This is a genomic window from Wolbachia endosymbiont (group A) of Yponomeuta plumbellus, assembly GCF_947251575.1.
Classification (GTDB): Bacteria; Pseudomonadota; Alphaproteobacteria; order Rickettsiales; family Anaplasmataceae; genus Wolbachia; species Wolbachia pipientis.
This window is the reverse complement of record NZ_OX366353.1, coordinates 1,161,422-1,173,954: the sequence shown is the minus strand read 5'-3', so window position 1 is coordinate 1,173,954 and position 12,533 is coordinate 1,161,422. Positions and strand designations below refer to the sequence as shown.

Sequence of the window (12,533 nt, the reverse complement as noted above, 5' to 3'; positions counted from 1 at the left end):
TTCAATGTGAGCTATTAACAATAACCCATTTTTTAGTAGTAGAAATAGGCTTGTGTTCTTGTATTAAAACCTTGTCCCCTTCTTTACAACTATTATTCTCATCATGTGCTGTATACTTCTTGTATTTTTTTATAACCTTTTTATACAGCTCATCCTTATACACTTGTAATACCGAAACCTTTACAGTCTTATCACACTTAGCCTTAGTTACAGTACCACAAAAAACCTTTTTAGGCATTCTTTTCCTCTCTTCTTCTTTTATTTAATGTAGTTAAAATACGAGCTATGCTCTTTCTTATTAAGCTAAAACGCGAAATATTGTTGCACTGGCCCAGCTTCTTTTGAAAAACCAAATTAACAAACTCTTTTCTCAAATTCACAAGAATTTCATGCAATTCTTGCGAGGACCTCGATTCAATGTCAGCTATATCCATTGCAACTCCATTTAATTATGATTAGATACAAATTTACACTTCATAGGAAGCTTAGCAGTTGCCTTTTCAAGCGCCAATCTTGCTAAATGCATGGGAACATCACTGCTAATTTCAAACAACATTCTACCGGGCTTAGCTTTAAATACCCAAAACTCAACACTACCTTTCCCTTTACCCATACGCACATCCGCCGGCTTTTTACTAACAGGGGTATCAGGAAAAATTCTTATCCACACTTTACCAGAGCGTTTTAATGTTCTAGATATTACACGCCTTGCAGTTTCAATATGCTTAGATTGAATCCTACCTGCTTCCATAGCCTTTAGACCATAATCTCCAAAAGATAATGTGCTACCACCTTTCGTGTTACCCTTAATTCGTCCTTTAAATACTTTTTTATATTTACTTTTTTTAGGAATAAACATTTCAATATACCTAATTAGTTACCAATATAAACCCAGACCTTAACTCCTATGATGCCATATATAGTTTTTGCTTCAGCAAAAGCATAATCTATATTAGCACGTAAAGTATGCAAAGGCAAACGGCCTTCTTTATACCACTCAGTACGAGCTATCTCAGCTCCGCCAAGGCGCCCAGAACAACTTACTTTAATACCTCTAGCACCCATCCTCAAACAACTTTGAATAGCTTTTTTCATCGCTCTTCTAAATGAAACCCTTTTTTCTAACTGCTGTGCAATGCTGTTTGATATTAAAACTGCATCTATTTCAGACCTTTTAACCCCTACTACATTCACTTCCACATTATTTTTTACTTTTTCAGCTATCTTTTGCTTTATCTTCTCAATATCCGAGCCTTTCTTACCTATTATCACTCCAGGTCTAGAAGAATGTATTATTACAGATACCAAATCGATCGTACGCTCTATAATTACTTTAGAAACACCAGCATGCTTAAAAGATTCATTTATATAACTGCGAATAGATAAATCTTGATGCAACCCTTGTTTATAACCCTTCTCAGCATACCAAATAGATGACCAAGTATTAATTATTTTTAACCTAAATCCTTTAGGATTAACGTTTCCCATATTTTTGCACTTTCCTTATTAATTTTCTATTTTTATGAATCATATAATTTCCCCCAATTTTACAGTTATATTACTATAACGTTTACTAACTCTATTAGCTCTACCCATAGCTTTTGGACATACCCTACGCAAAGTAAGAGACTTACCTATTAAAATTTCTTTTATATATAAATTATCGATATCCAATCCATAATTTTGAGCATTAGCAATCGCAGAATTTAATACCTTCCTTATAAGACCTGCAGCTTTCTTTTCACAAAATCTTAATTGCACAGTGGCAAAAGAAACTTTTTTATTACGTACTAAACCAGCAACCAAATTCAATTTACGAGGAGTTGATTTTAAAACCCTAGAACCAGCTTTAACTATTACATCTCTGTTTTTCATATCAATTACCTTCTTGTCGCCTTTTTATCACCACTATGCCCAGTAAATTTACGAGTGGGTGAAAACTCACCAAACTTATGACCTATCATATTCTGATCATTAACATTCACAGGAATGTAATCCTTACCATTATAAACAGCAAACTTTAAACCTAAACAATTAGGAAGAATTACAGAAGCCCTGGAATGAACTTTTATAGCCATGTTAACAAACCCCTTGTTTAAAGCATTATTCACCGACTTTAATATAGAAGGATGACAAAAAGGAGGCTTCCATGCAGATCTACTCATAAACTAACCTTTCAATTGTTTTATATACTTATCACTAGATTTATTTCTCCTTCGAGTTTTCTTTCCTTTTGTTGCAACACCCCAAGGAGTAACAGGATGACGACCACCAGAGGTTTTTCCTTCCCCGCCTCCATGAGGATGGTCAACCGGATTCATTGCAACTCCACGTACAGTAGGTCTAATCCCAAGCCACCTACTTCTCCCAGCTTTACCCAACTTTCTATTCTTATGGTCAGGGTTAGATACTACACCAATAGTAGCCTTGCAAGAAGATAAAATCAACCTAATTTGACCAGACCTGAGTCGTAATAAAACATATTGGCCATCACGACCAACGATTTGTGCATAACAACCAGCAGCTCTAGCAATCGCAGCACCATTACCTGGCTTCAGCTCAACATTATGAACGAAAGAACCAACAGGTATATGCTTGAGTAGTAAACAATTCCCTGGCAAAATATCAGCATCATTCCCAGCTGTAACAACATCACCTGGCTTCATACCTTGAGGAGCTAATATATAAGACTTAATATCATCTTCCTTATATGATATTAACGCCAAAAACCCACTTCTATTTGGGTCATACTCTATTTTTTCAACTATACCTTGACCACTTCTATTACGCTTAAAATCTATCACTCTATACTTCTTTTTGTGACCACCACCCCTATGACGAGTTGTAATTCTACCATGATTATTTCTTCCACCACTGGACTTTTTACCGGATGTAAGAGACTTTTCTGGCTCATCTTTTGATAAACCAACTTTACTTACTAACACAGTCCCACGAGAAGACGGAGTAACAGGATTAAAAAATTTCATACCCATACTAAACGCTCATTATATCTAATTTTTGACCATCCATCAAAGAAAAATAAACTTTCTTTTTCTGTTTTTCACAACCAATCACACCCCTAAAACGCCTATATTTAGGCTTAATTCTAACAACATTTATAGAAGAAATTTTAACATCAAATAGAGACTCTATTGCCAACTTTATTTGACGCTTATTTACATTTACAAAAACATACAAAGAATATTTATTAAACTTCTCCCTCAAAAAAGAGGCCTTTTCTGTAATTATAGGAGATTTTATTATATTATTATATTTGATCATAACAATCTACCTTCAAGATGCTTTAAAGTATCCTTTGTCAACATCACGCATTCGTGATTCAATATATCAAAAACATTTAACCCAATAGGTTTGATTAAGTCTACATAGTGCAAGTTTTTAGCCGCACGCAACAAATCATCTCCATAATCACCAACTATCAAAAAGGAAGAAAATTTAAAATTTTTAATACATTTACACATTTCAGACGTTTTCTTCACATCAATATTTAAATTATCCAGAATAATTACTTGATTATTTAAATACTTTAGAGATAAAGCAATTTTTAAACCAAATTTGCGTACCTTCTTATTAAGAGAATAAGTATGACTCCTCACAACAGGGCCGAAAATAATCCCACCACCTCTAAATTGAGGAGATCGCAAGCTCCCTTGTCTTGCCCTACCGGTACGTTTTTGATCATAAGGTTTAGCTGTTGTACCAGAGACATCACTAATACCTTTTGTTTTATGAGTACCAGCTCTTCTCTTCGCTAATTGCCATCTCACTATATCATGCAAAATACTCAATTTTTGCTTAGCAGAAAATATCAAAGGATTGAGCTGAGCAGTACCTACATTATCATTAGATAGATTAACTAAATTACATTCCATAACTAACTTACCAAATTACTAGCATCATCATTTACATCTAACAGTAAACCTACCGGAAAAGGAACATCTTTATGTAAAGATTTTTTAACTGCATCTCTTACAAAAACATAGGAATTTTTAAACCCAGGAACATTATTACCCTTCACAGCAATTATACTATTTTCATGATCAATGGATAATATCTTCATATTTTGTGCAGTTATCCTGCTGTTACCTAAATGACCAGCCATTTTCTTTCCTTTGAATACTCTACCAGGATCCTGACATTGGCCAGTGGAACCTTGTGATCTGTGAGCAATAGAAACACCATGAGATGCCCTAAGCCCACTGAAATTATGCCGCTTCATCACACCAGCAAATCCTTTACCTATAGAATAACCCGTAATATCAAGATATTGACCAACCACAAAATGATTGATTCCCACTTTTTTACCACATTCTATTCCCGACAGGTCATTTAATCTACTTTCGTATAACTTACATTTATTATTTATACCCTTTTTCTTTAAATATTCCAACTGAGGTTTTGCTATATTTTTAAAATCTCCTGTGCCTAAAATGACTGAATTATAGCCACATTTATCTTGTCCTTTTATATCAATAATATAAGTTTCGCTGAGATGCAATAAAGTTACAGCCATGCGACTATTGTCAGAATACATAGCAGTATGACCAATATTCATCATTAGTAAACCAATTCTCCTCAGCGAATTTATTCTCTTCATTTCCTTCTCCTAAACCTTAACTTCCTTGACTTTTAAATCCACTTCTACGCCAGCAGAAAAAGATAAACCTGTAAGCATCTGCATCATAGTAGGAGTAAGATCATGTAAAACAATCAAACGCCTAGAAGTTCTCATTTCAAACTGTTCACGAGATTTTTTATCAACGTGAGGAGATCTATTAACAATAAATTTAGAATCTTTCCTTGGCAACGCAATCGGACCAGATAATTTTGCACTGGACCGCTTTAATTCATCAACAAATTTTCGAACACACTCCTCCAATAAAGAACAATCGAAAGCCTTAATGTTAATATATATATCTTGCTTCATCTTAGTTACTACACTCACTCCAAAATTTCAGAAACAACACCAGAACCAACAGTTCTACCGCCTTCTCTTATCGCAAAACGCAATCCCTTATCCATTGCTATCGGTACTTGCAATTCTACTTCTACACTCACATTATCTCCTGGCATTACCATCTCCTTCCCATCTAGCAATTTTATGCTCCCAGTTACATCCGTTGTCCTTAAATAAAACTGTGGCTGGTAATTCGCAAAAAATGGTGTATGCCTTCCTCCTTCCTCTTTCTTTAATATATAAACCTCCGCCTTAAACTTTCTATGCGGTGTTATCGTCCCCGGTTTCGCTAATACTTGCCCTCTCTCCACCTCTTCTCTTTTTGTTCCTCTTAACAATATTCCTACATTGAGTCCTGCACTTCCCTTATCCAGCAACTTCTTAAACATCTCAACACCTGTGCATATCGTCTTTTGCGTCGCTTTCAGACCTATTATCTCTATCTCTTCTCCCGTCTTTATCTCTCCCTTCTCTATTCTTCCTGTTACCACTGTTCCTCGCCCCGATATCGAAAATACATCTTCGATTGGCAATAAAAATGGTAAATCCACAGGCCTTGGTGGAACCGCTACATATTCATCTAACTTTTCCATCAATTTGTCTATTGATTTCTTTCCATATTCGCTGCTGTCATCCTCCAGCGCCTTGAGCGCTGAACCAACCACCACAGGCACTTCATCCCCTGGAAATCCGTATTTACTCAGTAATTCCCTCACTTCCATTTCTACTAAATCTATCATATCAGCATCAGCAACATCAGCTTTATTTATATACACCACGATATATCCAACACCTACCTGCTTCGCCAGCAATATATGCTCTCTCGTTTGTGGCATTGGCCCATCAACCCCCGACACTACCAATATCGCCGCATCCATCTGTGCTGCACCTACTATCATGTTCTTTACATAGTCAGCGTGTCCAGGACAATCAACGTGTGCATAATGCCTTTTTTCCGTCTGATACTCAACATGCGCTGTTGCTATCGTTATCCCCCTCTTCCTTTCTTCTGGCGCTTTATCTATCTGATCGTACGCTACAAAATTTCCATAATGCTTCGTTATCGCCGCTGTTAACGTCGTCTTCCCATGATCCACATGTCCTATTGTTCCCACATTTACATGCGGCTTTCCAAATGCTTCCACTATTGCTGTCATAATTTAAACTTTTCTACCTAAAATACAAATACATCAATAAATAATATGTTGATTTTATAAAAATACAACAAAAAAAAGAGCGGATAGTGGGAATCGAACCCACGTCACTAGCTTGGAAGGCTAGAGCTCTACCATTGAGCTATACCCGCACAATGGAGGAGGTAGGATTCGAACCTACGTACGCTCACGCGGACAGATTTACAGTCTGTTACCTTTAACCACTCGGTCACTCCTCCGCAAAAATTTGTTAAGAGAATACTATTTTAGCATCTTAACTTAAGCTCTTATTGTATTTAATACTAAACGCCTAAAATTAAAAAATCAAGCAATAAAACCTACCCTGATTAAAATCACGCAGATTTCATTTTATACAACACAATATTGTCAATAAAACGTTTAAACAAATAATGCGAATCATGCGTACCTGGCGCTTCTTCTGGATGGTATTGCACAGAAAAGACTGGGTAATCCTTCATCATTATTCCCTCTACACTATTATCAAATAGAGAAATGTGAGTAATTTCAACATTACTTAGAAGAGAAGCTGAATCAACAACGAAACCATGATTTTGGCTAGTGATCTCAACTTTTCCACTAATTACATCATAAACTGGATGGTTACTCCCTCGGTGACCTATATCCATCTTGATGGTCTTTGCCCCCAAAGTAATCGCAAGTAATTGATGGCCCATGCATATGCCAAAAATTGGTATTTTAGATTTTATAATAATGTCTATTTCTGAAACTACACTTTCTCCTATTTCTTGCGGATCACCAGGACCATTTGAAAGCACTATCCCATCTGGATTCATACTCAACACTTTTTGAGCAAAACCTGTGCTTGGTCTGATTAATTCAACTGTACAACCAAGTTCTATTAAGCGTGAAACTATACTGATTTTTACGCCAAAATCAACGATTACAACCCTATATTTTGCATTAAGGTCACTTTTAAAATTACCATGCAAGCTGACTTTATTGGTTATTTCTATCCCATTTACAGATTTGTATTCCTTCAATTTGTCCAACGCATGCGCCTTACTCGATGAGCATATCATTCCATTTTGAGATCCATGTTCTCTCAAATGTCTCGTTAAAGCTCTAGTATCAACTCCTGATATCCCAATCACGTTATTTTTCTCTAACCAATCATTTAAACTGATATATGAAGAAGGGTGGGACATAGAAGAAAGTTCACGCATAACCACACCACTTGCAAAAATTTTCTTTCCTTCATTATCCTTATGGTTTATTCCAACGTTACCAATATGAGGAAAAGTGAACGTTATAATTTGATCGGCAAAAGAAGGATCAGTTATAGTATGCTGATAACCGGTCATACCAGTGGTAAAACAGACCTCACCTATGCATTTGCCTTTTTTACCTACTGATTTTCCCCAAAAGCACTTGCCATCTTGTAAAATTAAAACTGCGTCCTGCACTTCATTATCTATTTAACTGATTCAAAACAGTATACAAGAATTTCAAATAATACGTAACTCTTTCTAAAATTCCAAATTTAACCACGAAGCAGCAAAAAATAACATGAAAAACTTTTAATACAATCTTTCATATAAAATATATAGTTGACTACCTTCATATTTCGTATTAGATATAGGTAAATCATAAGTAAAGTGGAGGGTAATAATGAACACTGGTACAAATCAATCAAAAAAAATAAATGAGAAGTGGTTAGCTGGAGGAATTGGCGCGCTATTATTTGTAATGATGCTACCGTCGATTCTTCTTTTAGCAAAAATAGCTATAGGGCTAATTATGGTTTCAGTTGCAGCAATAGCGATAAAAGTTGCCTTAAAAACAATATCGAATGCTTTAGAGGATAAACAGGCAGATCAAAGCCAAGCGACGCAACAAACAACACAAAGTAAAATTATAAACCTGGCTATTGGATTAACATCTATATTCGTAGGAGGATTATTACTATTCATTATAGCACAAACTGGCTTAATTGCAGCATGTGCAGCTATAACTGCTTTAGCTCTACACGAATATGTTAAAAATCAAGAAATAGGAAAAGAGATAAATGATAAATTCGATAAGGTAGCTGACGATACAATCAATTTTATTGTTAGCAGTGTTGAAAAACTTATTCCAACAAAGCCGCCAGGCATAACAGCCTAAACTGTCTCCGTTCAGGGCATAAGTGTTACAAGTAGCATTATATAAAGCGATTAATGGCATCCTCCTGATAATAGAATAATTGTATCTGTTCAGGGGCATCGCAAATATTGAAGCAAAAGTGGTCAGTGCTTACTATACGAATATTGTGATTTGAATCCACTAGGGAGGATGTCATCCCAGTGCCCAGACACTGGGATCCAGGAATTTTGATTAGAGATTAAATTGGTGAGTATAAAAGTAGCTAATCCTACGTTAAAATACAACGTTTTTAATGGGACTGCGTAAAAGGGCTGGATCCCAGTGTCAAGCACTGGGATGACACCTTTGTGTTTGAGGCAAAACCTGCTATAACATTTCTTCGCAAACAAACGTTCGTACAGTTATGTATCAGCTACTTTCATGGCACCATTTGTTGTAAACTCACATTTCTCTATGATTATCTTTATTTGCCGCTTTCCCGAACGGATGCTCTACAGTTATTTCCTCATTAATAGAGCGAGGTGCACCGGAATCAGGTACAACGATATTCTCGTGCGATTGCATATCCTTCTTTTCCTCACATGGTGTTTGCTTAATGAAACGTGCTGCTAAAACTTCATGTAAAGCTTTACCTTTTATAAGCACAGCCTCGTTTTGCTTAGCTAACTCTAAAATTTTCTTTGGTTCAACATCTTTACCGTCAATAGTTGATTTTTTAATACTAACTTGACCTAAATTTATATTTAGAACAACAGTACAGTTAAGGTCTTTTCCAGATTCATCTTTTGCACCCCAACTAATTTCGATGTCACATATTGCAAATTTTGTAAAGGAGTAGTTCCTCTATTGTTTCTCATTCTTCTCAATTGTTACTATTCTTTCACCATTGCTGTATATTTTTGCTCTTTTTACCTCGCTTTTCTCTTCTTCCATTCTTTTAGTTTTTTCAGTGAAAAGACGACTGGTTTCTAAACTTTGTTCAGGTTTAGTAATGTTGATATTAAGATGGTCATAATGATTAAGAAGACGGTTTGCATATGGACATGGCACATAACACCCATCAAAGAAAGCAATTGCACTACCAGTTTTTAGAAATTCTTGTCCATCGCTCATTCCTTCACCAATTCGAATAAGATATCTACCCAACCTCTTTTTAAAATTTTCTTTTAACTCCTCCTGATCTTTAGAAGTAAGCTTCTTATCCAATATACCCATTATTTCTTTTCGCTTACTCAATACCACATAATTGAAAAGGAAAATATCATCCTCTCGATAATAATTTGCTATCTTGTCAAATGGATCTGCCGGCCAACCGTTATTATAATTTACAGAATCAGAAGAATCTTCACACTTATTATCCTTAAAATCAAAATTCAATCTTTCAAAATCTGATAATACTTTTTCTGCCCTATCTTCAAAAGACCGAAGTCCATCTTGAAGTTCTTTTCCATAACTCATTCCTTTGTCAATTTGAAGAACATATTGACCATATTTCTTTCTAAACTCCTCCTGTTCTTCGAGGAGAGGAAGATTCCTATCTAATATATCGATTATTTCTTTCCGCTTATTCAATATTACATAGTTAAAAAGGGCACTCTCCCCCTTCTTTTCATAATCGTCTGCTATTTTGTCAAAACACTTATTATCCTTAAACTCCAATTCCTCAAAATCTGAGAGCACACTTTGTACCTGAGTCTCATCGAATTGAAGATTTGCTTGAGGAGATAGAAGAGTCAACTTTTCTTCACTTTCCTTGGTACTCGAATTTTTGAAAAAACCATTCAATAGATTTACAATACTAGAAAACATTTCACACCCCTATTGTTATAAGTAAACTTAATTATATCTTAATGCTAAATGTTGTAAAGCTAAAATTAGAAACTAAAAAAGCTAACATAAGTTCTGCATTGTTTGCAGCTTTATCAGGTTGTTAGGTAGAATTATTAAAGAACTAGTTGAACATATGTTATCAACTCCATCCACAAGTTCTCCGCTTGTTACTCCAGTTGCAATGAACACTGATTCACCTCTTGCCATATCTTTTACGGCGTAGACTTTTTCTGGGTCATCAATATTTAAATTTTTTGCTCTTTCTTTTAACTGATCTGTGTCAAATATCAATCTTCCCTCCATCTGCCCACCGATTGAACTCAGCGCTGCAGCCGCAAGCACCCCTTCTGGTGCCCCTCCTATTCCGATATACATATCATGATTGCCATTTACTAGTGAAACTACGGCCACAATATCACCATCATCTATTAGTTTAATTTTTGCTCCTAACTTCCTGATTTTTACTATTAATTCATTGTGCCTTTCACGATTAAGTATAGTTACCACGAGATCATTTACTTTGCATTTTTTTGCCTTGGCTAAATTGTCTAGATTCTTTTCAATGCTATTTTTTAGTGAGACTACACCCTCTGGAAGATTTTTTCCTACCGCTATTTTTTCCATATAAACATCAGGTGCATGTAAAAAATTACCTTTTTTCGTTGCAGCAAGAACAGACATTGCCCCTGGTTTGTAATGAGCACAAATCGTAGTGCCCTCAAGTGGGTCAACGGCAATGTCGATTTCAGGACCATTTCCAGTGCCAACCTTCTCGCCAATATATAGCATCGGTGCTTCATCTCTCTCACCTTCACCAATTACGATAGTACCATTTATTTCCATTGAATTTAATACTGTACGCATTGCATCAACTGCAACCTGATCAGCCTTTTTTTCATCGCCGAAGCCTGCTAGTTTATATGCAGCAAGCGCCGCAGCTTCGGTCACTTTAACTAATTTATAGGCTAAATCTTCCATCATTTGCTTTAAGAACTATATTCAATATGTATCATGATATATCATGCTGCTTGAAACTGCAATATGTCTTGACTGATTATTAGGGAGTTGATATAATATAAGCATTATAGTAGTGGGATTATAGTTATGGCATATAGTGATGATGATGTTAGAAATTTCTATCTAGATATAGATAGAATTACAGGACGTGATAACACAGTTACTAGTTTGGAAGAACTAAAAAAGAGGTTAAGGAAAGAAGTTAATTTTCAAGATGAATGTGAAGGAGGCAATTCATTAGGGAACCTACTTCTAAAACATGCAACCGAAAATAACAACCCACGCGTTAAGGATTTTCTCCTCCAAAATGGGTGTGAACCCCTTCAACAAGAGCAAATAACCGCAGCAATAAACAAGGAAGAAGAGGCACCTAATGTGGAAGAGAATAGAGCAGACAGTAATGAAGTAGATTCTAGTAACTTCATAAACCCTGGTATGACTGCTGAAGTACTTTACGAGCAACTAATACAAGGGAAAGAAACAAATCTGGCAATTTTTGACTCGTTTGCAAATGCTGTAAGAGAGTCCAATATTACCGGCGATCGTGGCATATTTCTAGATGTTGTAAAATTGTTTACAGATTTAGATGCTGTAATCCATCTTACAGATACTGCTTCCAGAACTATATTGGGCATAGCTACAATAACAAAACAAGCTGACGTTGTTAAGGTACTTTTGGATAGTGGCAAATTTTATGAAGAAGAAAAATTTAACGCTCTGTGTCTTGCTATTACTCAGGATAATGCCCAAGAAGCTGAGCTAATTTTAGGTTACGTGAGTCCTGCAAACAGGAAAGAGGCTTTACAAGTGGCCATACAGGTAGGTAAAACTGAAATTGTTAATGCGTTCTTGAATAGAGGTAAGCTTAATGAAGAAAATAGAGCAGAACCCAGCAGCAGTAATGGAAACATTGGTAGTAGACCTGTAGCAACAGTGCCTCCAGTTAGTACTAATGGTGATAATCGCAATCACGACAATGAAATACCTGTAGTAACAGAGACTAACCAAACTACCACGCCAAATAGTGATAATGTTAATGGCCAATCAAATCATAATAACAAAAATAAAACGCCTGTAATACCAGAGGCTAAGCAAACTGCCACACCAAATAATGATAATAAAGCTAACGGCTTTGTAGATGCTCAATTTTCTGTGCCAAATGAAAAAGAAGCTAAATATAAAAAAAGCAAGGAAAATTTTTACACCTCATTAACAAAAGATGTTGTTGGAGTTGTTATTACAGGATTATTCATTACTGCTGCTGTGATGGTTCCATTTGTAACTGGTGCAGTGATTTGTGGTGTTATAGCTGCTTTGGTTGCAATAGCTACCGGGTTGCATGTAAAAAATTCTACATTACCAAGCTATAGAGAAATGGAAGAAAATAAAGTTGAACACGTCCAAAAAACTGCAAAAACGTTGTGATTCAA

General features: G+C 35.7%; 18 protein-coding genes and 2 tRNA genes. 2 read left to right on the top strand and 18 right to left on the bottom strand.

The window, feature by feature from the left end; genetic code table 11:
- Position 1: 1 nt before the first annotated feature.
- The 15 genes from rpsQ to carA form a co-directional block, all read right to left on the bottom strand.
- Positions 2-238 (bottom strand): 30S ribosomal protein S17, encoded by a 237-nt coding sequence (gene rpsQ, locus OPR39_RS05785; protein ID WP_007549925.1) that lies wholly within the window; start codon positions 236-238, stop codon positions 2-4.
- Complete coding sequence (rpmC, locus tag OPR39_RS05780) at positions 231-434, bottom strand: 50S ribosomal protein L29 (RefSeq protein WP_006279350.1); 204 nt, start codon at positions 432-434, stop codon at positions 231-233. The genes rpsQ and rpmC overlap by 8 nt, the downstream gene beginning before the upstream one ends.
- 11 nt (positions 435-445) lie before the next feature.
- The gene (rplP, locus tag OPR39_RS05775; RefSeq protein ID WP_010962752.1) at positions 446-859 is read right to left on the bottom strand and encodes a 50S ribosomal protein L16; all 414 of its coding nucleotides are present in this window, start codon (positions 857-859) and stop codon (positions 446-448) included.
- A 14-nt stretch (positions 860-873) separates the two neighbouring features.
- Positions 874-1,488, bottom strand: a complete 615-nt coding sequence (gene rpsC, locus OPR39_RS05770; protein WP_010962753.1) for a 30S ribosomal protein S3 — start codon at positions 1,486-1,488, stop codon at positions 874-876.
- A 39-nt stretch (positions 1,489-1,527) separates the two neighbouring features.
- On the bottom strand, positions 1,528-1,875 hold the full coding sequence (gene rplV / locus OPR39_RS05765; RefSeq protein WP_007549821.1) for a 50S ribosomal protein L22: 348 nt from the start codon (positions 1,873-1,875) through the stop codon (positions 1,528-1,530).
- Positions 1,876-1,880: 5 nt separating this feature from the next.
- A complete protein-coding gene (rpsS, locus tag OPR39_RS05760) occupies positions 1,881-2,165 on the bottom strand; it encodes a 30S ribosomal protein S19 (protein WP_006279181.1) in 285 nt (94 codons plus the stop codon).
- A gap of 3 nt (positions 2,166-2,168) precedes the next feature.
- Entirely contained in the window at positions 2,169-2,993 is an 825-nt protein-coding gene (rplB, locus tag OPR39_RS05755; protein WP_015589143.1) for a 50S ribosomal protein L2, read from the bottom strand.
- 1 nt (position 2,994) lies between these two features.
- Positions 2,995-3,282: a 50S ribosomal protein L23 gene (locus OPR39_RS05750; protein ID WP_015589144.1), complete on the bottom strand. Its 288-nt coding sequence runs from the start codon at positions 3,280-3,282 to the stop codon at positions 2,995-2,997.
- Complete coding sequence (gene rplD / locus OPR39_RS05745) at positions 3,279-3,893, bottom strand: 50S ribosomal protein L4 (protein WP_015589145.1); 615 nt, start codon at positions 3,891-3,893, stop codon at positions 3,279-3,281. Before rplD ends, OPR39_RS05750 begins: the two co-directional genes overlap by 4 nt.
- Before the next feature lie 2 nt (positions 3,894-3,895).
- Positions 3,896-4,618, bottom strand: a complete 723-nt coding sequence (gene rplC, locus OPR39_RS05740; protein WP_006279218.1) for a 50S ribosomal protein L3 — start codon at positions 4,616-4,618, stop codon at positions 3,896-3,898.
- A gap of 9 nt (positions 4,619-4,627) precedes the next feature.
- Entirely contained in the window at positions 4,628-4,948 is a 321-nt protein-coding gene (gene rpsJ, locus OPR39_RS05735) for a 30S ribosomal protein S10 (protein ID WP_012673184.1), read from the bottom strand.
- A 14-nt stretch (positions 4,949-4,962) separates the two neighbouring features.
- Positions 4,963-6,135 (bottom strand): elongation factor Tu, encoded by a 1,173-nt coding sequence (tuf, locus tag OPR39_RS05730; RefSeq protein ID WP_010962759.1) that lies wholly within the window; start codon positions 6,133-6,135, stop codon positions 4,963-4,965.
- Between the two features lie 78 nt (positions 6,136-6,213).
- A tRNA-Gly gene (locus OPR39_RS05725) sits at positions 6,214-6,284 on the bottom strand.
- Positions 6,285-6,288: 4 nt separating this feature from the next.
- Positions 6,289-6,371, bottom strand: a tRNA-Tyr gene (locus tag OPR39_RS05720).
- A gap of 114 nt (positions 6,372-6,485) precedes the next feature.
- Positions 6,486-7,577: a glutamine-hydrolyzing carbamoyl-phosphate synthase small subunit gene (carA, locus tag OPR39_RS05715; RefSeq protein WP_265039341.1), complete on the bottom strand. Its 1,092-nt coding sequence runs from the start codon at positions 7,575-7,577 to the stop codon at positions 6,486-6,488.
- A 205-nt stretch (positions 7,578-7,782) separates the two neighbouring features.
- Here carA and OPR39_RS05710 point away from each other — a divergent pair, with 205 nt between their 5' ends.
- On the top strand, positions 7,783-8,277 hold the full coding sequence (locus OPR39_RS05710; protein ID WP_015589147.1) for a hypothetical protein: 495 nt from the start codon (positions 7,783-7,785) through the stop codon (positions 8,275-8,277).
- Positions 8,278-8,697: 420 nt separating this feature from the next.
- Here the strand turns inward: OPR39_RS05710 and OPR39_RS05705 are convergent, their stop codons facing one another.
- From OPR39_RS05705 to glpX, 3 genes are all read right to left on the bottom strand, one after another.
- Positions 8,698-8,901 carry a hypothetical protein gene (locus OPR39_RS05705; RefSeq protein ID WP_265039339.1) on the bottom strand — a complete coding sequence of 68 codons (204 nt, stop codon included), beginning with the start codon at positions 8,899-8,901 and terminating at the stop codon, positions 8,698-8,700.
- A gap of 198 nt (positions 8,902-9,099) precedes the next feature.
- Entirely contained in the window at positions 9,100-10,065 is a 966-nt protein-coding gene (locus OPR39_RS05700; protein ID WP_255498608.1) for a hypothetical protein, read from the bottom strand.
- A gap of 81 nt (positions 10,066-10,146) precedes the next feature.
- Positions 10,147-11,064 (bottom strand): class II fructose-bisphosphatase, encoded by a 918-nt coding sequence (gene glpX / locus OPR39_RS05695; protein WP_041573528.1) that lies wholly within the window; start codon positions 11,062-11,064, stop codon positions 10,147-10,149.
- Between the two features lie 126 nt (positions 11,065-11,190).
- Here glpX and OPR39_RS05690 point away from each other — a divergent pair, with 126 nt between their 5' ends.
- Complete coding sequence (locus OPR39_RS05690; protein ID WP_015589149.1) at positions 11,191-12,528, top strand: hypothetical protein; 1,338 nt, start codon at positions 11,191-11,193, stop codon at positions 12,526-12,528.
- Positions 12,529-12,533: the final 5 nt, after the last annotated feature.